This is a genomic window from Tenacibaculum sp. 190524A05c, from assembly GCF_964036595.1.
In the GTDB taxonomy this organism is placed as follows: domain Bacteria; phylum Bacteroidota; class Bacteroidia; order Flavobacteriales; family Flavobacteriaceae; genus Polaribacter; species Polaribacter platacis.
Genome location: NZ_OZ038523.1, coordinates 3,704,846 through 3,731,776, shown reverse-complemented (window position 1 = coordinate 3,731,776; position 26,931 = coordinate 3,704,846). Strand labels below are relative to the sequence as shown.

The following is a 26,931-nucleotide window of genomic DNA, read 5'->3' as shown; positions in this document are numbered from 1 at the left end:
AAAGGGAATTCTTAATTATCGAATTGACTATTAATTTATTGCTAATTTCTACTCATCTCTTAGAATGAATTTTCATCAGCGCTTTTAGAAGTTTTTGGTTGATTATTTTTCATTCCGAATAAAAATCTAACCCAAGAAAATGGATAAATTATTGTCAAATATAAAATTACAATACTCACAAATGAGCTAATCATCAAAATGATAATTTTAGCACTTATTGACACTTCAAACTGTAGAATAAAATACCCTAGAATAATAATTACTGTCTGATGTAACATGTAAAATGGATAAACGGCTTCGTTTAATTTCTTCAGTAATTCACTTCCTTTATTGAGAAACTTTTGACCATAACCTAAGATAGTTATAATTACTGACCAAGAAACAAGAGAACATACTACATACCAAATACTCCAACGTGTTGCTAAAGAAAAGTATGGAGATATGTATTCTCTAGGAATGAAATAATAGAAATAGAATAAAACCGAACTTAAAATTAAATACAAAAGATTTTTTCGCTTATTCTTTAACAGTAACTCCCATAATTCAGTTGTACTAGAAATTATAATTCCGCTAATAAAGAAAAAACCAAAATATAATGTTGTAGATGGATTCATAAAACTCTTATCATCTTCAGGAAAATAATATTTGGTTATTACTCTTATAACAACAAGAGTTAAACACCAAATTATAAAACCATACTTACTAGTAACCTTTTTGATAAATGATTTTAAAACTTCGCTGTTTCGAGATCTGAAAAAAAGTATTACGGGTATTAAAAATAATGATAATAGAAAGAGGTTTTCAATAAACCAAAGATGATTGACTTTTAACTTTATTAAGAGTTCAGGATATTCTGATGTATATGCTCCATAAAATCTATAGTTTTCGAAATATGTTTGAGGTGGGATCAATATCACAACTCCAAAAATCAAAGGAATTAACAAACGTTTACTTCGCTCTAATATAAATTCTTTCCAGTTTCTTTTAGAAAAAGCAAAAACGGTTCCAACACCGGAAACAAAAAATAATAATGGTAATCTAAACTGTTCGAAGTAAACCATTACATCATCTAGTAGTTTACTAGATTCAGAATTCATAATATGGAAGTCGTCTCCATTAAAAGGCATGAAAACATGATGTAAAAAAACAGCAAAAACTGAAATAACACGTAACCAATCGAGGTCGTATCTTCTTTTAGTAGTCATAAATTTTAAATAAATAATTTCATACGAAACTATCTCTCTAAATTTATGGAGACTCCACCTTATATAGAATTGTGATGAACAACAAGGCTAATGTTACGTATAACAAGCTACTTTTTAAGTTTACGAAGTTCTTCTTCGAATTTCATGATCATTCCTCTAGAGACAGGAATTTCATCTTCACAGTTTAGTAAGGATAATTTATACCCTTGGGTATTTCCTTGAACCTTTTCAATCTTATTTAAATTCAATAAAAAGGAACGATGAGATCTGAAAATATAATCAAACATTTCTAATTGATCTTCTAAACTTTTAATACTCATTCTTTTTAACATTTTACCTCCTACTGTAAAAATCTCAACATAATTTTTATCTGATTTGGCATAAATGAAATCATTCATCGTTAAATTAAAATCGTCAATTTTGACTTTTGTCTTAATTGAAATTGTTTCGTTAGAAATAACATCTTTAGTGAATTCTAAATTTAAAAGCTTACTTCTATTCCTATAAATAGTCTTTAATCTTTCGATATTAATTGAAGTAATAATAAACATAAGTAAACTTCCCACTAAAAGGGTATTTCTAATTTCTTCAAATAGATATCTAAAAGACCAATTATCATCTTTTAAATAAATTAAATCTCTAATCAGATACTGGCCAACACCAATAAGTATTAAAACAATGAATAAAAATGAAAATTCATTATAGACTTGCCAATCCTTCTTTTTATCCCTGAAAAATGTTAATAGGATTACGGAAGACATAAACACAATAAGAGAAACTATTGAATGTATAACTGAAGTTATTAAATAGGAGAACTTAAGTTCCTTATAATTTACTTCAAAAGGTTCGAAAGCATAGCTAAAACTAGTCGATAGTATGAAGACTAAAACACTTATAATAGTTGCCGTTTTTACATCGTAATAAAATGGATAATTCGTACGGAGTATTTTTATCAAGCCAAAAAATTTTAGCCAAAATAAAAAAAGGTGTACAAATAATTGTACACCTTTAGTATTTTCATAACTGATATTTCTACCAGCTAGCTTTCTTTACACCTGGAATTAATCCTTGGTTTGCCATTTCACGGAAAGTAACACGTGAAATTCCAAACTGACGCATATATCCTTTCGGACGACCAGTTAGCTTACAACGATTGTGCATTCTAATTGGTGAAGCGTTCTTAGGTAACTTTTGTAATGCTTCATAATCTCCAGCTTCTTTTAAAGCCTTTCTTTTTTCAGCATACTTAGCAACCGTTTTAGCTCTTTTACGCTCGCGCGCTTTCATTGATTCTTTAGCCATCTTATTAATTCTTTTTAAATGGTAAACCTAATTCTCCTAATAATGACTTAGCTTCCTTATCAGTAGTAGCAGATGTTACAAATGTAATATCCATACCGTTGATTTTCTTTACTTGGTCAATATTAATCTCTGGGTAAATGATTTGTTCAGTAATACCTAAGTTATAATTACCTCTACCATCAAATCCATTTGCTTTAATTCCATTAAAATCTCTTACACGAGGTAAAGAAGCTGTAATTAAACGATCTAAGAATTCATACATGATGTCTCCTCTTAACGTAACCTTAGCACCAATTGGCATTCCTTTACGTAATTTGAAGTTTGCAACATCCTTCTTAGACATTGTAGGAACAGCTTTCTGTCCTGTGATAGCAGTTAACTCGTCAACTGCATACTCAATTAATTTCTTATCAGCAATAGCAGCACCTACACCTTTACTTACAACAATCTTCTGTAATTTAGGTACTTGCATTACGTTCTTATATCCGAACTCATCAGTAAGAGCCTTAATAACTCTAGCCTTGTATTCTTCTTTTAATCTTGGTACGTAACTCATGATTATATTGCGTTTTTAGTTTTTTTAGAGATTCTAGTTTTAGTATCTCCTTCAACTTTATAACCTACTCTTACAGCTTCACCATTTTCTACTAAAGCAACGTTCGAAATATGTAATGGAGCTTCTTGTTTTACGATACCTCCTTGTGGATTAGCAGCGCTTGGCTTAGTATGCTTAGATACCATATTTACACCTTCTACTACTACTCTATCATTATCTTTAAGGATACGTAAAACTTTTCCTTCAGATCCTTTGTGATCTCCTGCGATAACTTTAACAGTATCTCCTGATTTAATTTTAAATTTCTTCATCTTAAAATCTGTTTTTATAACACCTCAGGTGCTAATGATACTATTTTCATAAATTGTTTCTCACGTAATTCACGAGCAACAGGACCGAATACACGAGTACCTCTCATTTCCTCTGAAGGATTTAAAAGTACACAAGCGTTATCATCAAATCTGATATATGACCCGTCTTTACGTCTAACTTCTTTCTTAGTACGAACAACAACTGCACGAGATACTTGACCTTTCTTTACAGTTCCGTTTGGAGTTGCAGACTTTACTGTAACTACGATCTTATCTCCAACGCTAGCGTAACGCTTTTTTGTTCCTCCTAAAACTCTAATCACTAAAACTTCCTTCGCTCCAGTGTTGTCTGCTACTTTTAATCTTGATTCTGTCTGTAACATATTATTTAGCTCTTTCTAGGATTTCTACTAATCTCCAACGCTTAGATTTACTTAATGGACGAGTTTCCATTATTCTTACTGTATCTCCAATGTTGCAATCGTTATTCTCGTCATGTGCAACGTACTTTTTCGTTTTCTTAACGAATTTACCGTACATTGGGTGCTTTACTCTTTTTACCTCGCTAACTACGATAGATTTCTCCATTTTGTTGCTAGATACTACACCTATTCTCTCTTTTCTAAGATTTCTTTTTTCCATCTTTAAAACTGACTAGAATTTATTGTAATTCTCTTTTAGTTAACTCTGTTGCAATTCTTGCAACAGTTCTTCTTAAGGTTCTTAACTGCAATGGATTATCCAATGGAGTTATAGCGTGAGCCATCTTAAGATCAGTATAATTTTTCTTCAACGCTCCAAGCTTATCTTGTAAGTCAGCTGTTGATAATTCTTTTATTTCTGATTGTTTCATGATCTATTAGAATTAAGCGTTATAATCAAAATCTCTTGCAATGATAAACTTCGTCTTAACAGGAAGCTTTTGAGCAGCTAAACGTAGTGCTTCTTTTGCTACTTCCATTGGCACACCACCAACTTCAAATAAGATTCTTCCTGGTTTAACAACAGCAACGAAATGGTCAGGTGCTCCTTTACCTTTACCCATACGTACCTCTAACGGTTTCTTAGTTATTGGCTTGTCTGGGAAAATTTTAATCCAAAGCTGACCTTCCCTTTTCATATAACGAGTCGCCGCAATACGAGCAGCTTCTATTTGTCGAGAAGTAAGTAAGTTCTGGTCTAAGGATTTGATACCAAACATTCCGTTTGATAACTGAGTTCCTCTTCCAGAGTTACCACTCATGTTTCCTTTACCTTTCTGAACTCTACGAAATTTTACTCTTTTTGGCTGTAACATCTCTAATTTCTTTTAAAAATTATTTTCTTCTGCGAGGTTGACGTCTACCACCACCTTTGTTGTTAGAATTACCTTTTTGCTTAGATAATCCAACTAATGGAGATAACTCTCTTTTACCATAAACCTCACCTTTCATAATCCATACCTTCACACCGATTCTTCCGTATGTAGTATGCGCTTCAACAAGTGAATAATCGATATCTGCTCTAAAAGTAGATAAAGGAATTCTTCCCTCTTTATAGTGTTCAGAACGTGCCATTTCAGCTCCGTTTAAACGTCCAGAAAGTTGTACTTTAATACCTTCTGCGTTCATACGCATTGCAGCCGCGATAGCCATTTTAGTAGCACGCTTGTAAGAAATTCTATTTTCGATTTGACGAGCGATACTAGCTGCAACTAAATTTGCATCTAATTCTGGACGCTTAATCTCAAAAATGTTAATTTGAACTTCTTTACCAGTAATTTTCTTAAGCTCTTCTTTTAACTTGTCTACCTCTTGACCTCCTTTACCGATAATGATACCTGGACGTGCAGTAGTGATAGTAACGGTTACAAGTTTTAAAGTACGCTCAATAATAATACGAGATACACTTGCTTTTGATAATCTGGCTTTTAAATACCTTCTTATCTTATCATCTTCAGCAATTTTATCACCGTAGTCATTTCCACCATACCAGTTAGATTCCCATCCTCTGATGATTCCTAAACGATTTCCTATTGGATTTGTCTTTTGTCCCATTTCTACTAATGATTAATTACTGTTATTTTTAGTTCCTAACTCTAAAGTAACGTGATTAGAACGTTTACGAATTCTGTGTGCACGACCTTGTGGAGCTGGTCTTAATCTCTTTAACATCCCTGCGCTATCTACATAAATAGATTTCACGAATAATCCAGCATCCTCCATGCTTGCATCTTCATTTTTAGCTTGCCAGTTAGCAATAGCTGATAATAATAACTTTTCTAAGTTACGAGATGCTTCTTTCGGACTGAATTTTAAGATTTGTAAAGCTTTTTCAACTTCTACACCTCTTACTTGATCCGCTACTAAACGCATTTTTCTTGGTGACGTAGGACAGTTAGTAAGCTTAGCGAAAGCTCTTTGCTTCTTAGCTTCTTTTAACTGCGTTGCCATGTTTTTTTTACGACTTCCCATAATATCCTACTATTTTTTTCCTTTATTTTTAGCACCAGCGTGTCCACGGAATGAACGTGTTGGTGAAAATTCGCCTAACTTATGACCTACCATGTTTTCTGTAACGTAAACAGGTACAAACTGACGTCCATTATGAACAGCGATAGTTTGTCCAACAAAATCAGGAGTAATCATACTAGCTCTAGACCAAGTTTTGATCACAGATTTCTTTCCTGATTCAACGTTAGCTAACACTTTTCTTTCTAACTTATAGTGAACGTAAGGTCCTTTTTTTAATGATCTTGCCATGATTTATTATTTCTTTCTACGTTCTAAAATATACTTGTTACTAGCTTTAGTCTTAGATCTAGTCTTATATCCTTTAGCTGGGATACCATTCTTAGATCTTGGATGTCCTCCAGAAGAACGTCCTTCACCACCTCCCATTGGGTGATCAACTGGGTTCTTTCTAACTGCATTAGTTCTTGGTCTTCTACCTAACCATCTAGATCTACCAGCTTTACCAGAAACTAATAATTGGTGATCTGAATTAGATACTACTCCAATAGTTGCCAAACAAGTTTGTAAGATTAATCTTGTTTCACCTGAAGGTAACTTAACAATTGCATATTTTCCGTCTCTTGCCATTAATTGAGCAAAAGAACCTGCAGAACGAGCCATAACAGCTCCTTGACCTGGACGTAATTCGATACAAGAAATAGTTGTTCCTAAAGGAATATCACTTAAAAACATAGCATTACCAACATCTGGTGTAGCTTCTTTTCCTGAAACGATAGTCTGTCCTACTTTTAATCCGTTTTGAGCGATTACATAACGCTTTTCTCCATCAGCATATTGAACTAAAGCGATAAACGCTGTACGGTTTGGATCGTACTCAATAGTTAATACTGTAGCAGGATCGTTATATCTATCTCTTTTGAAATCGATAATACGATATCTTCTCTTATGACCTCCACCTCTGTTAGGAGTAGTCATACGACCCTGATTGTTTCGACCTCCAGTTCTTTTTTTCGGAGCCAATAATGACTTTTCCGGCTTATCAGTAGTGATGGTGTCGAACCCATTCACAACTCTAAAACGCTGACCTGGTGTTATTGGTTTTAATTTTCTAACTGACATTTGTCTTTCTTATTCTTATAGATTGTTATAAAAATCAATTTCGCCTTCTGCTAACTGAACAACCGCTTTTTTATAACCGCTTGTTAAACCAGTAACTAAACCTTTTTTAGTGTACTTAGTTTTTCTTAACGCTGGATGATTTAAAGTTCTTACTTTCTCTACAGTTACTCCGTAAGCAGCTTCAACAGCATCCTTAATTTGAATTTTGTTAGCATTCTTGTTTACAACAAAAGTATAACGATTAAAACGTTCGCTATCTCCAGTTGCTTTCTCCGTAATAATAGGTTTAATTAAAATACTCATCTTATTCCCTATTTACTTAAATTAGATTCAATTCCTTCTAATGTGCTCTCAGCGATAACTACTTTCCCAGCGTTTAACACGTTGTAAGTATTTATTCCTGTTGCACTAACTACTTTAGAGTTTTTTAAGTTACGAGAAGATAAGTATACATTCTTATTTTCTGAACCTAATACGAATAATGATTTCTTCGCATCTAATTCTAAAGCCTTTAACACCTTAACAAATTCTTGAGTTTTTGGAGTTTCAAAGTTGAAATCTTCAATTACTACTAAATTGCTATCTTTTGCTTGAATACTTAAAGCTGATTTACGAGCTAAACGCTTTAAGTTCTTGTTTAATTTGAAAGAATAGTTTCTTGGTCTTGGACCGAAGATACGTCCTCCACCTCTAAAAACTGGAGACTTTATACTACCAGCACGTGCAGTACCTGTACCTTTTTGTTTTTTAATCTTTCTAGTACTTCCAGCAATCTCACCTCTCTCTTTAGATTTGTGAGTACCTTGTCTTTGATTAGCCAAATATTGCTTAACATCTAAATAGATTGCATGATCGTTTGGCTCGATTCCGAATACTTCGTTAGAAAGTTCAACTTTTCTACCAGTATCTTTTCCTGTAATATCTAATACTGCTACCTTCATTACTTCTCAATAATTACATAAGAGTTCTTGTGTCCTGGAACAGCTCCTTTTACAACTAAAAGATTCTTTTCAGCAACTACTTTTAATACTCTTAAATTTTGAACTTTAACTCTATCACCTCCCATACGTCCTGCCATACGCATTCCTTTGAATACTCTTGCAGGATAAGAAGCCGCACCAATAGAACCTGGCGCTCTTAAACGGTTATGTTGACCGTGTGTAGCTTGTCCAACACCACCAAATCCGTGACGTTTAACAACCCCTTGAAAACCTTTACCTTTAGAAGTTCCAGAAACATCTACGAACTCACCTTCAGCAAAGTGTTCAACTGTAATTGAGTCACCCAATTTATACTCACCTTCGAAACCTTGGAACTCAACGACTTGTTTTTTAGCAACAGTACCTGCTTTTGCAAAGTGACCGTCTAAAGCTTTATTAGAGCTTTTTGCCTTCTTGTCATCGAAACCAAGTTGTAAAGCTGAATAGCCATCAACCTCTTCGGTTCTGACTTGGGTAACTACGCATGGACCTGCTTCGATAACAGTACATGGGATATTCTTCCCATTCTCATCGAATAAGCTGGTCATACCTACTTTTTTTCCTATTAACCCAGACATATTTAAATATTAATTATTAATTATTTTAAAATTCATTCCAAGAGCGCAAAAAAAAAGAGCGTAAAACACTCTAATTTAAATCTTTGTGTTTTACCGTTTTTCCTTCGCGAAACCCTCCGGACATGTGATTTCCAGCTAACTAACTGAAAATTAAAGAAACCCCGCTAAGGATTTCGGACTGCAAAAGTAAAAAAAACTTTCGACTTAACAAAATAAGCCGAAAGTTAAATTACTTATACCTTGATCTCTACCTCAACTCCACTTGGTAATTCAAGCTTCATTAATGCATCGATAGTCTTAGATGAAGAACTATAAATGTCTAATAAACGCTTGTAAGCAGATAATTGAAATTGCTCTCTAGACTTTTTGTTTACGTGTGGTGAACGTAATACTGTAAAAATCTTTTTATGAGTTGGTAATGGGATTGGTCCGTTAACAACCGCTCCAGTACTTTTTACTGTCTTAACGATTTTCTCTGCTGATTTATCAACTAAGTTGTAATCGTAAGATTTTAATTTTATTCTAATTTTTTGACTCATCTTAATTAACCTTTAGCATTAGCGATTACTTCTTCTGAAATATTTGATGGAGTCTCAGCATAGTGAGAGAATTCCATTGTAGATGTAGCTCTACCAGAAGACATTGTTCTTAAAGCAGTAACATATCCGAACATTTCAGATAATGGAACTGTAGCTTTAACAACTTTAGATCCCGCTCTATCAGACATATCAGAAACCTGACCACGTCTTCTATTTAAATCTCCTACGATATCACCCATGTTCTCCTCAGGAGTTAACACTTCTAACTTCATAATAGGCTCCATGATTTTAGCTTTTGCAGCTTTTGCAGCAGCTTTATAACCCATTTTTGCAGCTAATTCGAATGATAACTGATCAGAATCCACAGGGTGGAAAGATCCATCCTTTAAAGTAACCTTCATTGAATCCATCTCGTATCCAGCTAAAGGACCATTTTTCATAGCCTCTTTAAATCCTTTTTCTACAGATGGTACAAATTCTTTAGGAACGTTACCACCTTTAATGATAGATTCAAATTGTAATCCTGTTGCTCCTTCGTCAGCAGGCTCCATTGTAAATACAATATCCGCGAATTTACCACGACCACCAGATTGTTTCTTATAAACCTCTCTGTGTTCAGCCGAAGCAGTAATAGCTTCTTTGTACTCTACTTGTGGTTGACCTTCGTTTACTTCAACTTTAAACTCACGCTTTAAACGATCAACAATAATATCTAAGTGCAACTCACCCATTCCAGAAATAATAGTCTGTCCTGAAGCTTCGTCAGTTCTTACTGTAAATGTTGGATCCTCTTCAGCTAATTTACCTAAAGCTAATCCTAACTTATCAACATCCGCTTTTGTTTTTGGCTCAACAGCGATACCGATTACTGGATCTGGGAAGTCCATCGATTCTAAAACGATTGGTGCTTTCTCAGCAGATAAAGTATCTCCTGTTTTAATATCTTTAAATCCAACAGCAGCTCCAATATCTCCAGCTTCGATAAAATCTAAAGCGTTTTGCTTATTTGAGTGCATTTGGTAAATACGAGAAATACGCTCTTTCTTACCTGAACGGTTGTTTAACACATAAGAACCAGCGTCTAAACGACCAGAGTAAGCACGGAAGAATGCTAAACGACCTACGAAAGGATCAGTAGCAATTTTAAATGCTAACGCTGAGAAAGGCTCTTTTACATCTGGCTTACGTACAACCTCTTCTCCTGTTTCAGGATCAGTTCCAACGATAGCATCCTTATCTACTGGTGAAGGTAAATAACGACAAACTCCGTCTAATAAGAACTGTACACCTTTATTTTTGAAAGCAGAACCACATACCATAGGAATGATAGACATATCCATTACAGCAGCACGTAAAGCAGCATGCACTTCTTCTTCTGTAATAGAGTTTTCATCTTCCATGAATTTCTCTAATAAATTCTCATCGTAAGCAGCTACTTCCTCGATTAATTTAGCTCTGTATTCAGCAGCCTCTTCTTTTAAATCTTCTGGAATATCAATAATATCAAAAGTAGATCCTTTAGTTTCATCATGCCAAACAATAGCACGGTTCTTTACTAAATCAATCACACCTTTAAAATCAGCTTCTTCACCAATTGGTAATACGATTGGCACTGCATTAGAACCTAACATATCTTTTACTTGCTGACAAACTGCTAAGAAGTTAGATCCTTGACGGTCCATCTTATTAACAAACCCCATACGAGGCACTTTATAGTTATCAGCTAAACGCCAGTTAGTTTCTGACTGAGGCTCAACACCATCAACAGCTGAGAATAAGAATACTAATCCATCTAATACACGTAATGAACGGTTTACCTCTACTGTAAAGTCAACGTGACCAGGAGTATCAATAATGTTAAAGTGATATCCTTTTGTATCAGGTAATTTTTGTCCATTTTCAGTTGGGAATTCCCAAGTACATGAAGTAGCAGCAGAAGTAATTGTAATACCTCTTTCTTGCTCTTGCTCCATCCAGTCCATTGTAGCAGCACCATCGTGCACCTCTCCAATTTTGTGAGAAACCCCTGTATAATAAAGGATACGCTCAGTTGTTGTAGTCTTACCCGCATCAATGTGGGCAGCAATACCAATATTTCTTGTAAATTTTAAATCTCTAGCCATTTCTATTAAAATCTAAAGTGTGAGAATGCTTTATTTGCTTCAGCCATCTTATGAGTATCAACTCTTTTCTTAACTGCTGCTCCTTCTTCTTTAGCTGCTGCTAAAACCTCAGCTGCTAAACGCTGAGCCATTGTTTTTTCGTTACGCTTACGAGCATAACTAATCATCCATTTGATCGCCATTGAAACTTTACGATCTGGACGTATTTGCATTGGTATCTGGAATGTAGCTCCACCAACACGACGAGAACGAACCTCTACGTGTGGCATTACATTAGATAAACCATCTTTCCAAATTTCTAAAGCTGACTTTTCCTCGTCAGTTTTCTTTTCATTTACGATATCCATTGCATCGTAAAATACTTTGAACGCTACAGATTTCTTACCGTCCCACATTAAGTTATTCACAAAACGTGTTACTAATTGATCATTAAATCTTGGATCCGGTAACAAAACTCTTTTTTTCGCTCTTCTTTTTCTCATGTCTTTACATTAAAAAAGTTACTGATTAATCTTACTTTTTGTCTTTAGGGCGTTTTGCACCATATTTAGATCTACGTTGAGTTCTTCCCTCAACACCTGCAGTATCTAATGCACCACGTACGATGTGGTATTTTACACCTGGTAAATCTTTTACCCTTCCACCTCTAACTAATACTATCGAGTGCTCTTGTAGGTTATGTCCTTCACCTGGAATATACGCGTTGATTTCATTACCATTTGTTAATCTAACACGAGCTACTTTACGCATAGCTGAGTTAGGTTTCTTTGGCGTAGTTGTATACACACGCGTACAAACTCCACGTCTCTGAGGACATGCCGTTAAAGCAGCCGATTTACTCTTCTTAGTTATTTTGGTTCTTCCTTTACGAACTAATTGTTGAATAGTTGGCATACTAATTAATTACTTGTTTTCGTTTGTACTTATTAATAAATCTCTATTTTTAAGAGTGTGCAAATGTACGATTTATTTCTAATTATTCAAATATCAGTAAGTTATTTTTAAAACAAGAATTAATTCTACAGCGAATTTCTTGATTTTAATGTACTTTAGCCCCATATCACAATCTTGAAGAAAAACCTTTTCATATCATTAATTTTAGTTTTACTCTCCGGAAAAATTCTTTTTGCACAAAAAAAGCATGTAAAACTATACTCTAAAGATTCGATTGAAAACACTACTTTAGAAAATATTAAGATCACTAAAAGCGAACCTACCACAAAGGAAAAACTTCTAGAAAAAATAAAGCTGAAAGGGTACTTCTACAGTTACATCGATTCCACATACCAAATAAAAGACACGGTATTCCATAGAATATATTTGGGAAAGCGTATAAACTTTTTAAAACTTAAAACTCCAGAAGAATTAAACTACCTTAAATCAATAATCCCTGAATTAAATTATGAAAAAATAAAATTTTCGAAATTCGAAACCATATTAACCGAAATCGAAAACCAACTATCTAAAGAAGGAAAAGGATTTTCCACTATACAACTCACAAATATAGATTTAAAAGACAATCTTCTTGTTGCAGACTTGACAATTAATAAATCTGAAAAACGAATAATTGACAACATCATCATAAAAGGCTATGATGGATTTCCGAAAAACTATTTGAATCATTTCGCGAAAATTAAAAAAGGAGATTTATTTGATAAAAACAAAATAAATGACCTAGCTCAAAATATAGACAATTTAAAATTTGTAAAAACTACTAATCAACCCGAAGCTCTTTTTAAAAAAGACTCGACAACCCTGTATTTATACTTAGAAGAAGTTAAACGAAACAATTTCGACGGACTCTTAAACTTCTCGACAAACCCTTCAAATGACAAAGTTCAGATAACAGGTAATTTAAACTTAGAGCTTGTAAACCTGCTAAATACAGGCGAAGAACTAAACTTCTCATGGAATGCTAATGGAAACGAAAGCCAGAACATTAACTTATCCACTAAAATACCGTATATTTTCAACACACCTATTTCAAATCACACTTCTTTTGAAATTCACAAACAAGACAGCACATTCTTAAATTCGAAACTACAAACCAACTTTACATATACATTAAATCCAAGAACTGAAATAGGGACATTTTACGAAACAGAATCATCGAACAACACGTTAAATAACAATATAACCAGCATAGAAAACTTCAATACTAATTTTGTTGGATTGAGTTTTTCTTATCACATACCAAATAATCATAGCATCTATAAAACCAAATTATTTCTACTTAGCAAATATCAATTTGGACAAAGATCTACAACAAACAGCACAGGAAATCAAAGTAAAATAAACCTAGAAGCCTACTATCTTTTCGAAATAAACCAAAGAAATTCAGTTTTCGTTCGAAGTGAATCTAACTTACTACTATCCAACACTTTTTTAACCAATGAATTATTCAGGATTGGTGGACCAAATTCAATACGAGGAGTAAATCAACAAAGTATTTTTACAGCTAAATATTCCTTTATGACTCTTGAGTATAGGATACTAGCAAATAAGGATTCTTATATATATAGTATTACCGATTTTGGAATCATAGAATCCACCAACAAAATAAGACAAAACCTTTTAACCCTCGGAGCAGGATATTCCTTCTTTATAAACAAATCAAAAATAGATTTAATTTTCAGTGGAAACCTTAACGCTACAGAAAGCAACAGTAAAGGGTTTAACTTATCTCTAAGCTTTAAAAACTACTTCTAAAAAAAACATCTGTTTTTAACAAAAAAGCTATTTAGTTCACATTTTATTAACCTTTTTTATTGTTTTTTTAAGTTTATTTTAAGACTTTAGCAGACATTAATTCAAATAAATACAAAATGATAACAAAATTTAATGGAATTTTGGCGCTATTCTTTGCGTTTATTGTGCAGATATCCTTTGCACAAGAAAAAACGATTTCAGGTGTTGTTTCAGATGAATCAGGACCACTACCTGGAGTTAGTGTGCAGAAAAAAGGTTCTGCCTCTGGTACCGAAACTGATTTTGATGGTAAGTATTCTATCAAAGCAAACTCAGGAGACGTATTAGTTTTTAGATTTGTTGGAATGAAAACAGTTGAAAAAACTGTTGGAGCATCTAACACAATCGACGTTGTTATGGGAGAAGATAGTAACGTATTAGAAGAAGTTGTTGTAACGGGGGTGGCAACAGGAACTTCAAGAAAGAAATTAGGGGTTTCGGTAAATTCGATATCTCTTAAAAAATTAGAATCCCCAGGAACTCAATCTATTGACCAAGCTTTACAAGGAAAAATTGCGGGTACAATTATCCAATCTACTACTGGACAGCCAGGTCAGCAACAAAACATCATATTAAGAGCGATTAACTCTCTTAATAGTTCTCAACCAATGATTTTAATTGATGGGGTTCAAATTCTAGATTCAAGCACAAGTATTGGTGGTGCATCTAACCAAAGTTCACGTTTAGCTGATATTGACTTTACAACAGTTGAAAGAGTAGAAACTATCTCTGGTGCTGCTGCAGGTACTATTTACGGTGCACAAGGAGCGAACGGGGTAATCAACATTATCACAAAAAGAGGTAAAGCAGGTAAAATGAAAGTTACTGTTAGAACTGATGTTGGTATTGTTGACGCTATCGCTGGAGACGGATTAAAAAGATCTTCATTACACAGATACCAAACTGATGCTCAAGGGTTCTTAACAGACACTAACGGATTGAGAGTTACAGATTTAAACAACGAAGCTCAATATGGTGCAGTTGCTATTAACGCTGTTGCTGTTGGAACTTCTCAATTAGGAGATGCGGGAATCAACAACACTCCTTATGCAGAGCAAACTTTTGATGCTACAGATGTTTTATTTAACACTGCTGTTAACCAAACTTTAGGAGTTAACTTAGTAGGAGGTTCAGAAAAAACTAGCTACTTATTAGCTGCAAACAGAACCGAGCAAGAATCTGTTCTTGTTCCTGGTCAATATGTTAAGTATGATGCTCGTTTTAACTTAGGAGTTGATTTAGCTGATAACTTAAAAGTTTCTGGACGTTTTGACGTTATTAACAGTTCAAATGACACTGGTACTAACACTGATAACGCAAACGCGAATAACTTAATTAACAATGTATTCCAAAACTTACCTCATGTAGATTTATTAAACGTAAGAAACAGTGACGGAGATTTTGTTGTACAACCAGATTTAACTGATCCAAACTCTACTAACCCATTCTTCTTTAGAAGATATCAAACAAGGTTAGATGAGATTACTCGTTATATTTCTAACTTTAACTTAAACTATAGTCCTACTGACTACTTAACTTTTGATGTAAAGTATGGTTATGATACATATACTCAAAACTTTACTTTCTTCCAAGAAAACAAGAGTGATCACCAACAAGAAAGAGTTATTACAAATAACAAAACTGGTAGAATCAACTTTATTACAAATCAAGAATACTTCCAAAACTTCTTAGCTTCTGCTACATTAAGTTTAGACTTCAAAGAACAATTTGGATGGGATACTAACATCGTATCTACAACTACAGTTAACTTTGACTGGAGAGACAGAAACTTAGTATCTAATAGTGTAAGTGGTACAGACAACCCATTTGGTGCATTTGGAACTTACAACATTAGCCAATCAAGCACTAAAGTATTCAATGGATATACAGAATCTCCATTCAGAACATATGGATATTTAGTTAACCAAAAATTTGATTTTGGAAGTTTATTCGGATTCTCTGCTGGTTTCAGACAAGATTTTTCTAACAGATTTGGTTCTGGATTAGATTTTACATTCCCAAGAGCTGATGCTTATTTTAATATCGCTGATACATTTGAAAACGATGCAGTGAACTTATTAAAATTAAGAGCTGCTTATGGTGAGGCTGGTATCCAACCTCCATTCTCAAGTAACTTAATCACTTTACCAGGAACAACTTTAGGTGGTGATGTAGGTTTATCTTTCCCTGCTAACTTATCTAACGAGGCTTTAGAAGTAGAAAGAACTAAAGAATTAGAAGTTGGTTTAGACTATGGATTCACACCTAGTGAAGGTGCTTGGTTCTCGAACGTTAATGGTTTCGTTAACTACTTTACAAGAGAAACTACTGGAGCAATCTTTAGAGGTGAATTAGCTCCTACTACTGGTGCTTCTGGTATCCAGTCTAATAACTATGATTTATCAAGTAATGGTATTGAAATTTCTGCTGATACTCAAGTTTATACTTCAGAAGATTTTGGTTGGAACTTTGGAGTTCGTTTTACTAAATCGAAAGCAACTTTAGATAGAATTGCAAGTGGACAGCCGTTAGTTGTAAGTGATAACTTCGTATTAGAAGAAGGACAAGAAGTTGGTACTTTCTCTTTATTCAAAGTTGTAACTGACTTAAATGAGACTGATTTAGACGGTAACTTAATTATCCCTACTGCAGATCAAGGAAACTTTACACAAGCAAGTAGCGGATATATCGTAAACAAAAACACTGGTAATGTAGTTATTACTCCAGACAAAAGAACTTTAGGTAGTTCTCAACCTGATTTCGTAATGACTTTCATTAATGACTTCCAAATTAGCGACTTCGTTAACTTATCTATGCAATTAGATTGGTTCCAAGGTTTGGAAGCTTATAACAATGCTAAACAATGGTTATATAACAACGGATTACATGCTGACACATCTGTACCAGTTACTATCGAAGATCCTTCTGGAACTGCGCAAACTGGGGCATTCGTTCAATATTACACTTCGTTATACAACACAAACGTTCCTTTATCTCACTTCTTAGAAGATGCTTCTTTCTTAAGATTAAGATCGATTGCTGTTAACTTCAAATTAAAGAAATTTATAAAGACTGACTTTATTGATGCTTTAGATGTAAGAATTGCAGGAAGAAATTTATTAACGATTACAGATTATACTGGTTTAGACCCAGAAGCTTCGAGAACTTTTGGTAACACATTCCAAAGAGGTTTTGACGAATTTACTATGCCTAACACTAAGAGTATCAACTTAGGTGTAACTGTTTCTTTCTAAAATAAAAAACAAATATTAAGATGAAAAAATTTAAATTATTATCAATATTCGTTTTAGGTTTATTAGTTTCTTGTCAAGATAACTTAATAGATACAGACATAGAACCTGTAAACCAAAACGAACCTACTTTAGCAGCACTTCTTACTCCAACGGGTATGCAAGGTTATGCTAAAGGTATGTATATTCACACAACAGACCCAGCAAGAAGTGTAAACTTCTGGTTTGTGTCTGGTTATCATGAGACAATGGGAGATAACTTAACAATGCCTTGGGGTAATTTTGGAGGTCGTTGGGTAAACCAAACAGCATCTCTTCAATTCGACAGCAATGTTCTTGTTCCTCCTCCTACTGGTATTACAATTCCAGCGTCTCAAACTATTACACCTCCTGCAGGAGGACCACAACCTGGTGAGATCGCAGTAAGAAACACAAGAGCTGCTGGTTCTGACAACCCAACTCAATACGAATGGGCAGAATACTATGCGGTTAACAATCACGCAAATGTTATTTTAGATAATATTGATAACACTGAAGATTTAAGCGCTTCTCAAAAAGATGCTTATAAAGCTTGGGCCTTATGGTGGAAAGCATATGCTTACTCTAGATTAGGATTAATGTACGAACAAGGTGTTATCAATGACGTTCCTGGTGCAACAAACAATTCTTTTGTAAACAGTGCTGGATTAATCGCTGAGTCAGAGAGAATTTTAGACGTTTTAACAACTACTATAAATGGAGTAGCAGACGCTACAGCGTTTAACGCCATTTTATCTGATGTTCAAATTGATATCGCTGGAAATTCAGTTGATATGGCAGGTTTAGTTAAAAACATCAACAGTTTAAGAGCTCGTAATTTAGTATATAGTACTAAGGTAGCTGATATGACTGCTGCCGATTGGAATAACGTTATCACATGGTGTAACAATGGTGTTAGCGCAAATACAGAAGCTTTCTCTATGACATCTGAAGCAACTGTATTAGATAATGGTTGGTTACCTGGAGTAGTTTCTGGTTTCTGGTACTTCCCTAGCCCACGTTTAATCCAAGATATAAATGCTGGAGATAATCGTTTAGATGCATATTTCGATCCTTTCGTTTTCCCTAACCCTAGAGGAAGAGGAATACAATATGGATGTAACTACTTCTGGAAAGACCCGTCTCCAATCGTATCAGGTACTGCTGGAGCAATCAAATTATACTACGGAGCAACTCATGAAGAAAATGAGTTATTATTAGCTGAAGCAAAAATTAGAACTTCTGATATTGAAGGTGGTTTAGCTCATTTAGATGCAGTTAGAAACTTACAAAATTCAGGTTTACCTGCAACAGTAGGAACTGGTTTATCTCAAGCAGATGCATGGGAAGAAGTTCGTAAAGAGAGAAGATTAGCATTAATCTTTAGAGGTCTTGCTTTCTATGATGCTAGACGTTATGGAATCGCTTCTGGATCTAGAACTGGTGCATGGGTTGTTGGTTTAACTGAGCAAGTTCCAAATACGGATCCAGTTCAAACTTATACTCCTGTATATACTAATGCAACAATTAACTATGGATATTTAGAATATTGGCCTGTTCCAGCTTTCGAGAGTGATTTCAACTCTCCTGGAGCCCAAAACTAAATAATGAATTAATCAAGGAAGGGGTTGTTATAAACAACCCCTTTTCCTTTTAACAAACATAAAATCTTTCTGCTGATTAATGAGAACTAAGCTTTTAATGGTAGTCACACTACTTTCCCTTATATTAAGTAGCTGCAAGAAGGAACACCCCCAAACCAAACAAGAGAAATCTAACCATTTATTCAAAAAATTAACTTCAGACGTTACTGGATTAACATTTAAAAATGAAATTCAAGATGACGTCAATCACAATATTATAAATTACATCTACTACTATAACGGCGGTGGTGTAAGTGTGGGGGATTTCAATAATGACAACTTACCCGATCTCTTTTTTATATCAAATAGAGGTGATAACAAATTATTCCTTAATAAAGGCAACTTAAATTTCGAAGACATAACCGAAAAAGCTGGAGTAAAAGGAAAGGCAGACTGGCAAACAGGAGCAACAATTGTCGACATTAATAATGACGGATACCTAGATATTTATGTGTGTGCCGTTTCAGGTCTCCTAGACTTCAAAGGCCACAATGAGCTTTACATAAATAATGGAGACAACACGTTCTCAGAAAAATCTAAAGAATACAACTTAGACTACAAAGGTTATTCTACACAAGCATATTTCTTCGATTACGATAAAGATGACGACCTAGATATTTATATCGTTAATCATGCTGTACATACCAAAACCTCACATGGCCCTGCTCTACTTAGAGAAAAAAGAACAGGTCTTACTGGCGATGTTTTACTTCAAAATAACAATAACAAATTCACTGATTACAGTGAAAAAGCAAAAATATTTGGTGGCGCTAACGGATATGGTTTAAGTGCATCTATAGCAGATTTTAATAATGATGGATGGGACGATATTTACGTATGTAATGATTTCCATGAGGATGATTATTATTATCTAAACAACCAAGATGGAACCTTTACTGAATCGTTAGGTAATAAATTTTCCATGATTAGTAGATTTTCAATGGGAAGTGATGCCGCTGATATTAATGGTGACGGTTTTCAAGATTTAATTACACTTGACATGTTACCAAAAGATGAAAGAGCAGTCAAAGAATCTGAAGGTGATGACACTATGTTGAATATTCAAATTCAACTTCAAAAACTGGGATACAAGGATCAATACGCCCGTAACATGCTTCAAATAAATAACTCAGGAAATTTCTTTAATGAAGAAGCTTTATTCAATGGAGTTGCCGATACAGATTGGAGTTGGAGTCCACTTATTGCAGATTACAATAATGACGGACATCAAGATTTATTTGTTGCAAATGGAATTCTAAGACGACCAAATGACCTCGATTTTAGAATGTATGTGGCAAGTACTTATAAATATAGAGACAAGACTAAATCAAAAGACGAATGGCTCTTAGCATCATTAACTGAAATGCCGAAAGGAACAATGCCAAATCAAATTTTCAAAGGTAATTCTGAAAAATTTGAAAATAAGAATAATGATTGGATTGAAGATTATGCTACAATATCCAATGGAGCTACATATGCCGATTTAGATCTAGATGGAGATTTAGATTTAATTACGAACAATATGAATGATTTTTCATTCATTTACGAAAACACAACAACCAATAAAAACTTCATTAAGTTAAACTTCAACTATTCCAAAGGAAACAAAAATGGAATTGGGACTAAGGCAGTAGTCTATTCAAATGGCAAACAACAATTCAAACAACTTTTTAATTCAAGAGGTTTTATTTCATCTGTTGACAATAATTTACATTTTGGTCTAGATACAATAAACAAAATAGATTCTATCAAAGTCATATGGCCAAATAACAAATCTCAAATCGTATTACAATCTGAGATTAATAATCTCAACACAATAAAATATAACAAAAACGCAACAACGTCTTGGTCACCAAGCGAAATGAAAAATTCAAGTTTATTTTCTCAAACAAATCTTATCGATTACAATCATAAAGAAGATAAATACAATGACTTTTATGTTGAACGGCTGATACCTTATAAAGTATCTACATCAGGGCCAGCTTTATCTATAGGAGATATTGACAAGAATGGTTATGAAGATGTATTTATCGGGAATGGATGTGGAACTCCTGCTCAATTATTCCTTAATAATGGAAAAGCTCTTGTTTCAACATCTATACCTAATATTGAGAAAGATGCTTTCTTCGAAGATACATGTTCTACTTTTTTCGACGCAGATAACGATGGTGATCTTGATCTATATGTTGGTACTGGTATTAACCAACGAAGAAATTGGAAATATGAATTGGATCGATTGTATTTAAATGATAAAGGTAACTTCACCCAATCGAATTCAATTCCCGCTAATAAAAACATTGCCGCTTGTGTTAAACATTATGACTATGATAACGATGGAGATATAGATTTATTCGTTGGAAACAGATCTAACCCTGATGACTTTGGGCAATCTATAGATTCCTATATTTTAATCAACAATGGTAAAGGAAACTTTGAAGTTGATAAGAATTTCAAGCTTAACTCTCATGTCACAGATGCTATTTGGACAGACTTAAATAAAGACGGCACTAAAGATTTAGTAGTCACTACAGAATGGGATTACCCAAGAATTTATATTAACAATAATGGAAAACTAACTTTATCTAATGAATACCCTAACCTAATGGGATTATGGCAAACCGTTACAACATTTGACGTTGATAAAGACGGTGATGAAGATATTTTACTTGGTAACTGGGGGACAAATACAAAATTTAAAGCTTCGGTTGATGCTCCATTAAATATGTACTATTCAGATTTTGATGGTAATGGTAAAAACGAAACTGTTCTAGCTTATAACATAAATGGAAAATATTATCCTATTTATTCCAAAGATGAATTAGCATCTCAAATGAATGTTATCAAAAAAAGGTTTGTCAAATACAAAGACTATGCAACAAAAACTATTGACGAAGTTTTAACCAAAAAAGCATTAAATAAAGCTCATACTTATTTTGTAAACAATCTTTCATCAGGATATATAGAAAATGACAATGGTAAATTTGATAATTTCAAAGAACTTCCAAAGACATTCCAGCTAGCCCCTTTAAATACTTTCAGTAAAGTTAAGATTAATAACAAAGAGAATATCCTTGCATTCGGGAACACAAAATCTGTGAATACCTATCATGGAGGATATGAAAGTATAAAAGGACTATTATTATCTAGTAAAGACGACTACAGCAGTGCTAGCACATATGGAATTCAACCTTTTGAGCAAGAAATCAGGAACTCTGCAATCGTAAACTTAAAAGACAAAAAATTAATACTAATTGTACCAAATAACGATACCATAAAATCGTATGTTATCAATGAAAACTAAATTTACTCCAACTCTATATACTACATTAATCCTTTTGAGTGTTTTTTTTGCATCTTGTTCCAAAGAGCAAAAAGAAATTGAAATTTCATCGGATCAATATCATGCAACAGTCGATCATTTAACACAAATAATGATTCATGATGTGTTCTCACCACCCGTTGCTAGTAGAATATATGTGTATCCTAATATTGCCGCCTATGAAGCATTGAACGCGGGTAGCTCTAAATATAAATCCTTATCAAACCAATTGACAAATTTAAACTTAAGCCATTTCGACTCAAATAATAAGTCAAATAAAAGACTGGCTTCGTTAATTGCCTATATGGATGTCGCTAAAGAATTAATATTTTCGAAAGATAAACTAACTTCTTACAGAGATAGTTTATATGGAGTTTGGAATAAATTAAACTCACAAAGTTTTGAGGATTCCAAAAAACAAGGTATGCATTATTCATCTCAAATTATTCAATGGATGAATAACGACAATTACGCGCAAACTAGAACAATGCCCGAACATAATATCCTTAGCGATGATCCTTCACAATGGAAACCTACTCCTCCATCATATATGGACGCAATAGAACCTCATTGGAATAAAATAAGAACATTTGCTTTAGATTCTGCCTCACAATTTAAACCAAAGTCTCACCCGGTTTTTTCATTAGAAAAGAATAGTGATTTCCATAAAGAGTTAATGGAAGTTTACAATGTAACTAAAGATATTAACGAAAAAGGAGACACTTCAGAAGAAATTGCCATTGCTCGTTTCTGGGATTGTAATCCCTATGTATCCGTTACAAGAGGACATTTTATGTTTGCCTCAAAAAAAATAACTCCTGGAGCTCACTGGATCGGAATATGTAAAATAGCTTGTAAACAAACGAATTCAAATTTTGAAGAAACAGTTCACGCTTACACTAAAACTTCTATATCTATTGCCGATGCTTTTATAAGCTGTTGGGATGAAAAATATAGAAGCAATCTAGTAAGGCCAGAAACTTTAATCAATAATTATTTAGATGAAACTTGGGAACCTGTGTTACAAACACCACCATTCCCAGAATATACAAGTGGCCATTCAGTTGTTTCTGGCGCTGCATCAGAAACTTTAACCAATATTTTTGGAGATAATTTTCAATTTGATGACACAACTGAACTCCCATATGGACTTCCTGTAAGAAAATTTTCTTCTTTTAGAAAAGCTGCGAAAGAAGCGGCAGTAAGCAGACTATATGGTGGTATCCATTACAGATCTGCTATTGATCTAGGTCTAACTCAGGGACAAAATGTATTTAAAAAACACAATGAATCAATTAGTTACTTCTTAAGCAAGTAAAAATAGAAAGTATTTAATAAAAGAACATTTTCCTTAATTATTCATCAAAAGATAACTTCATGAGATAATTAATAACCAAAGCTACATCGTTTTTTCTGTTAAAAAATTGTTTATTTAAGATAAAATTAAGACTTTAGCGTTTGATTAATTCAAACAATTATACAATGAAAACAAAGTTTAATGGAATTTTAACGCTTTTGTTAGCGTTGGTTGTGCAAATTTCCTTTGCGCAAGAGAGAACGATTTCAGGTACTGTTTCTGACGAATCAGGTCCGCTACCTGGGGTTAGTGTATTAAAAAAGGGTACCACTTCTGGTACTGAAACTGATTTTGATGGTAACTACTCTATTAAAGCGAAGACAGGTGATGTATTAGTTTTTAGCTTTGTTGGTATGAAAACTGCTGAGAGAGTAGTAGGTTCATCTAACAACATCAGTCTTACTCTTGAAACTGACAATTTACTTGAAGAGGTTATCGTAGTAGGTTATGGTACGACAACTAAGCAAGCTTATGTTGGTACTGCTGCAACAGTAGCTACAGAAAACTTAGAAGCAAAAAACTTCTCTAACGTTACTCAAGCGTTAGCTGGGGAGGTTGCTGGGGTAACTGTAATCAACACATCTGGTCAGCCAGGTTCTGTTGGTACTATCCGTATTCGTGGATATGGTTCTCCATTAGGTAACAGAACTCCTCTTTACGTAATCGATGGTGTTCAAATGGGAAGTACTTTCGATTTAAACTCTATCAACCCATCTGATATTAAATCTACAACTGTATTAAAAGATGCAACTGCAACTGCGATCTATGGATCTAGAGGTGCAAATGGTGTTGTATTAATTACTACAAGAACTGGTACATCAGCTGAAAAATCTTTCATCGAAGTTGATGTAAAATCAGGGGTTAACGTACAAATCATCCCAAGATATAACGTAATCTCTAATCCAGAAGAATATGTTGGTTTAGTATGGGAAGGTTTATTTAACAACGGACGTATTAACGGTGCCGCTGATCCTGTAGATTTTGCTAATTCAAGATTATTTGGAAACAACGGAATCGGTCAAGGATACAACATGTGGAATGTTACTGACGCTGCAAATTTAATCGATCCAGCTACTAGATCTGTTCGTTCAGGAGTTCAAAGATTATTTACTCCAGAAAGATTTGCTGACTTAGCTTTTGGTGAAGGAATCAGAACAGAAGGTAACTTACGTATGTCTGGTGGATCAGATAAGTCAAAATACTTCGTATCTATGGGTTATTTAAATGATAACGGATACTCATTAAACTCTGATTTTACAAGATATACTACAAGATTAAATTTATCATCTAACGTAAAAGAATGGTTAAAGATAACTTCTAATATTGGTTATTCTTTCGCTCAAACCACTAATAACGGTCAAACTGCAGGTTCAGAGAACCTTTTCGAGTTTGCTGATAAAATGGCACCTATATATCCAGTATTCGCAAGATTCCCTGGAACAGGTGATAAAATTCCAGATCCAATTTATGGAGGATACCAATACGACTTCGGATCTCCAACTGGAACGCTTAACGGATTCACAAGATCTAGACCAAATGCAGATTTATTAAATCCTGTAGGTACTGCTGTCTTAAATTTTGTAGGAGGAGAAACTCACTCTCTTAACGGAACTTTTGGAGCAGACTTTAAATTAGCTGAAGGATTAACTTTAGAAACTAAATTTGGAGGTCAATACTCTTACCAAGAATTTGTAAATGCAGGTAACCACATTTACGGTACAGATGCTGAAAATAATGGTACTTTAAGTTTAACGAATACTACGAGATGGTCTCAAACGATGACTCAATTATTACGTTATAAAACTTCATTTGGAGACCATAGTATAGAAGCGTTAGCTGCACATGAATCATTCGAAAGAAGATTTGAAAGAGATTTTGCTAATAAATCAAATGTTGTTGTTCCTGGTTTATACAACCTTGACAACTATTTAGTTTCACAGATTCCTGCAACTGGTTATGTAGATGCATCAAGTATCGAGTCTTATTTTGGACAAGTAAATTATAATTTCGCTAACAAATATTTCCTATCTGCTTCTTTAAGAACAGATGGTTCTTCTCGATTTGTAAATGACCAATGGGGTACATTCGGTTCTATCGGAGCATCTTGGATTGTAACTGAAGAAGACTTTATGCAGGATTCATTCTTATCATATTTAAAAGCTAAAGCTTCTTGGGGGGTTACTGGTGATCAACAAGGAGTTAACGAAGCTTCAGGTTTCAACACATTCGAAGCTCAATTAGTTGGTGGAGAATTAGCTCTTGTATTTGATACTGCAGGAAACCCTAATTTAACATGGGAAACTACAAGACAATTACAAGGAGGTTTAGAAATGAGCTTTGGAAATTATTTAGATGCCAACTTTGACTACTATAGAAAGAATACTGATAACTTATTCTTCTTTAGACGTCAAGGACCATCTGAATTAGCTGACCAAGTATTATATAACGATGGTGAAGTACTAAATGCAGGTTTCGAATTTGACTTAACTGCGCACTTAGTAAACAATGATAACTTCAAATTAGATTTATCTTTAAACGGAGAAATCATACAAAACGAAATGGTTGAAATGCCATTAGATAACACGACTGGGCTTCCAAAAGTTATTGACTCAGGATCTAGTGACGATGGTGCTTATGCTTTCGCTAAAGGTCGTTCAATCTTTGACTTCTTCATGCAAGAGTGGGCTGGTGTAGACCCTTCTGACGGAGCACCAATGTGGTACCAGTACTACGATGACAAAAATGATAACGGTGTTTTAGATGCAGGTGAAGGTGATTTCGCAACTTTACCAAACGGTGATCCAAGTACAACTAGTTCTTTATTCGAATATAGGAATGCTGGAGGAGATGTTAACATCAAAAGGCAAGTTACTAAAACTTACGCTGACGCTACACAAGTATTCATCGACAAAACTTTAATCCCTGATGTAAGAGGAGCTTTCAGATTAACTGGAAAAGTTGGTAATTTTGACTTCGCTACTCAGTTTACTTATAGTTTAGGTGGATATGCTTATGATGGACAATATGCTGAATTAATGAGTGATAGATTTGGTGCGGCAGGTAACAACTACCACACTGATATTAGAAATAGATGGCAACAACCAGGTGACATTACTGATGTTCCATTATTGTCAGATGCTACAGTAGCTAACGTTACATCTTTATCTTCTCGTTTTGTTACAAGTACGGATTATATAGCTTTAAATAATGCTAGAATTGGTTATTCAGTACCTAGCAGCTTTATGGAAAACTCTGGAATTGATGCTATTAATTTATGGGTGTCTGGTGACAACTTGTTTATCAATACTGCAAGAGAAGGATTCAATCCTTCTATTAGAGAAACAGGAAGTTCTGGACGTAGAATTTACGCTCCTGCAACAACAATCACAATGGGAGTAAGAGTTAAATTTTAATATTAAAAACTTATTA

Annotated in this window: 26 protein-coding genes; 6 read left to right on the top strand and 20 right to left on the bottom strand. The window is 34.1% G+C overall.

Annotated features, from left to right (window positions below):
- Positions 1-59 precede the first annotated feature (59 nt).
- The 20 genes from ABNT61_RS16700 to rpsL all read right to left on the bottom strand — a co-directional run bounded on the left by ABNT61_RS16700 (position 60) and on the right by rpsL (position 12,060).
- Positions 60-1,205 (bottom strand): acyltransferase, encoded by a 1,146-nt coding sequence (locus ABNT61_RS16700; protein ID WP_348744053.1) that lies wholly within the window; start codon positions 1,203-1,205, stop codon positions 60-62.
- Positions 1,206-1,312: 107 nt separating this feature from the next.
- On the bottom strand, positions 1,313-2,161 hold the full coding sequence (locus tag ABNT61_RS16695) for a LytTR family DNA-binding domain-containing protein (RefSeq protein ID WP_348744052.1): 849 nt from the start codon (positions 2,159-2,161) through the stop codon (positions 1,313-1,315).
- Between the two features lie 76 nt (positions 2,162-2,237).
- Positions 2,238-2,507 (bottom strand): 30S ribosomal protein S14, encoded by a 270-nt coding sequence (gene rpsN / locus ABNT61_RS16690; RefSeq protein ID WP_091891535.1) that lies wholly within the window; start codon positions 2,505-2,507, stop codon positions 2,238-2,240.
- A gap of 4 nt (positions 2,508-2,511) precedes the next feature.
- A complete protein-coding gene (rplE, locus tag ABNT61_RS16685; RefSeq protein ID WP_348709602.1) occupies positions 2,512-3,063 on the bottom strand; it encodes a 50S ribosomal protein L5 in 552 nt (183 codons plus the stop codon).
- Between the two features lie 2 nt (positions 3,064-3,065).
- A complete protein-coding gene (gene rplX, locus ABNT61_RS16680; RefSeq protein WP_348709603.1) occupies positions 3,066-3,374 on the bottom strand; it encodes a 50S ribosomal protein L24 in 309 nt (102 codons plus the stop codon).
- A 14-nt stretch (positions 3,375-3,388) separates the two neighbouring features.
- On the bottom strand, positions 3,389-3,757 hold the full coding sequence (gene rplN / locus ABNT61_RS16675; protein ID WP_028890735.1) for a 50S ribosomal protein L14: 369 nt from the start codon (positions 3,755-3,757) through the stop codon (positions 3,389-3,391).
- A 1-nt stretch (position 3,758) separates the two neighbouring features.
- Complete coding sequence (gene rpsQ, locus ABNT61_RS16670) at positions 3,759-4,016, bottom strand: 30S ribosomal protein S17 (RefSeq protein ID WP_100925418.1); 258 nt, start codon at positions 4,014-4,016, stop codon at positions 3,759-3,761.
- Positions 4,017-4,035: 19 nt separating this feature from the next.
- Complete coding sequence (gene rpmC / locus ABNT61_RS16665) at positions 4,036-4,227, bottom strand: 50S ribosomal protein L29 (RefSeq protein WP_100925419.1); 192 nt, start codon at positions 4,225-4,227, stop codon at positions 4,036-4,038.
- A 12-nt stretch (positions 4,228-4,239) separates the two neighbouring features.
- Positions 4,240-4,671, bottom strand: coding sequence for a 50S ribosomal protein L16 (gene rplP, locus ABNT61_RS16660; RefSeq protein WP_075342607.1), 432 nt, complete (start codon positions 4,669-4,671; stop codon positions 4,240-4,242).
- 19 nt (positions 4,672-4,690) lie between these two features.
- Positions 4,691-5,410 carry a 30S ribosomal protein S3 gene (rpsC, locus tag ABNT61_RS16655; protein WP_348709604.1) on the bottom strand — a complete coding sequence of 240 codons (720 nt, stop codon included), beginning with the start codon at positions 5,408-5,410 and terminating at the stop codon, positions 4,691-4,693.
- 12 nt (positions 5,411-5,422) lie between these two features.
- Positions 5,423-5,827, bottom strand: a complete 405-nt coding sequence (gene rplV, locus ABNT61_RS16650) for a 50S ribosomal protein L22 (protein ID WP_100925420.1) — start codon at positions 5,825-5,827, stop codon at positions 5,423-5,425.
- A gap of 9 nt (positions 5,828-5,836) precedes the next feature.
- Positions 5,837-6,115: a 30S ribosomal protein S19 gene (rpsS, locus tag ABNT61_RS16645; protein ID WP_075342604.1), complete on the bottom strand. Its 279-nt coding sequence runs from the start codon at positions 6,113-6,115 to the stop codon at positions 5,837-5,839.
- A gap of 6 nt (positions 6,116-6,121) precedes the next feature.
- Positions 6,122-6,946, bottom strand: coding sequence for a 50S ribosomal protein L2 (gene rplB, locus ABNT61_RS16640; RefSeq protein ID WP_348709606.1), 825 nt, complete (start codon positions 6,944-6,946; stop codon positions 6,122-6,124).
- Between the two features lie 15 nt (positions 6,947-6,961).
- Positions 6,962-7,249 carry a 50S ribosomal protein L23 gene (rplW, locus tag ABNT61_RS16635; protein ID WP_348709607.1) on the bottom strand — a complete coding sequence of 96 codons (288 nt, stop codon included), beginning with the start codon at positions 7,247-7,249 and terminating at the stop codon, positions 6,962-6,964.
- 8 nt (positions 7,250-7,257) lie between these two features.
- Positions 7,258-7,887 (bottom strand): 50S ribosomal protein L4, encoded by a 630-nt coding sequence (gene rplD / locus ABNT61_RS16630; protein ID WP_348709609.1) that lies wholly within the window; start codon positions 7,885-7,887, stop codon positions 7,258-7,260.
- A complete protein-coding gene (rplC, locus tag ABNT61_RS16625; protein WP_348709610.1) occupies positions 7,887-8,504 on the bottom strand; it encodes a 50S ribosomal protein L3 in 618 nt (205 codons plus the stop codon). The genes rplD and rplC overlap by 1 nt, the downstream gene beginning before the upstream one ends.
- Positions 8,505-8,737: 233 nt before the next feature.
- Positions 8,738-9,043, bottom strand: coding sequence for a 30S ribosomal protein S10 (rpsJ, locus tag ABNT61_RS16620; protein WP_075342599.1), 306 nt, complete (start codon positions 9,041-9,043; stop codon positions 8,738-8,740).
- Between the two features lie 5 nt (positions 9,044-9,048).
- Positions 9,049-11,166, bottom strand: a complete 2,118-nt coding sequence (gene fusA, locus ABNT61_RS16615; protein ID WP_348744051.1) for an elongation factor G — start codon at positions 11,164-11,166, stop codon at positions 9,049-9,051.
- A 5-nt stretch (positions 11,167-11,171) separates the two neighbouring features.
- The gene (gene rpsG / locus ABNT61_RS16610) at positions 11,172-11,648 is read right to left on the bottom strand and encodes a 30S ribosomal protein S7 (RefSeq protein WP_100925426.1); all 477 of its coding nucleotides are present in this window, start codon (positions 11,646-11,648) and stop codon (positions 11,172-11,174) included.
- Between the two features lie 31 nt (positions 11,649-11,679).
- A complete protein-coding gene (gene rpsL / locus ABNT61_RS16605; RefSeq protein ID WP_075342596.1) occupies positions 11,680-12,060 on the bottom strand; it encodes a 30S ribosomal protein S12 in 381 nt (126 codons plus the stop codon).
- A gap of 174 nt (positions 12,061-12,234) precedes the next feature.
- Between rpsL and ABNT61_RS16600 the strand changes: the two genes are divergently transcribed.
- From ABNT61_RS16600 to ABNT61_RS16575, 6 genes are all read left to right on the top strand, one after another.
- Positions 12,235-13,875 (top strand): hypothetical protein, encoded by a 1,641-nt coding sequence (locus ABNT61_RS16600; protein ID WP_348744050.1) that lies wholly within the window; start codon positions 12,235-12,237, stop codon positions 13,873-13,875.
- 116 nt (positions 13,876-13,991) lie between these two features.
- Positions 13,992-17,168: a SusC/RagA family TonB-linked outer membrane protein gene (locus tag ABNT61_RS16595; protein ID WP_348740575.1), complete on the top strand. Its 3,177-nt coding sequence runs from the start codon at positions 13,992-13,994 to the stop codon at positions 17,166-17,168.
- Between the two features lie 20 nt (positions 17,169-17,188).
- Positions 17,189-18,787 (top strand): RagB/SusD family nutrient uptake outer membrane protein, encoded by a 1,599-nt coding sequence (locus ABNT61_RS16590; RefSeq protein ID WP_348744049.1) that lies wholly within the window; start codon positions 17,189-17,191, stop codon positions 18,785-18,787.
- A gap of 79 nt (positions 18,788-18,866) precedes the next feature.
- Positions 18,867-22,127 (top strand): VCBS repeat-containing protein, encoded by a 3,261-nt coding sequence (locus ABNT61_RS16585; protein ID WP_348744048.1) that lies wholly within the window; start codon positions 18,867-18,869, stop codon positions 22,125-22,127.
- Positions 22,117-23,463, top strand: coding sequence for a vanadium-dependent haloperoxidase (locus tag ABNT61_RS16580; protein WP_348744047.1), 1,347 nt, complete (start codon positions 22,117-22,119; stop codon positions 23,461-23,463). The genes ABNT61_RS16585 and ABNT61_RS16580 overlap by 11 nt, the downstream gene beginning before the upstream one ends.
- A gap of 164 nt (positions 23,464-23,627) precedes the next feature.
- Entirely contained in the window at positions 23,628-26,915 is a 3,288-nt protein-coding gene (locus tag ABNT61_RS16575; protein ID WP_348744046.1) for a SusC/RagA family TonB-linked outer membrane protein, read from the top strand.
- Positions 26,916-26,931: the final 16 nt, after the last annotated feature.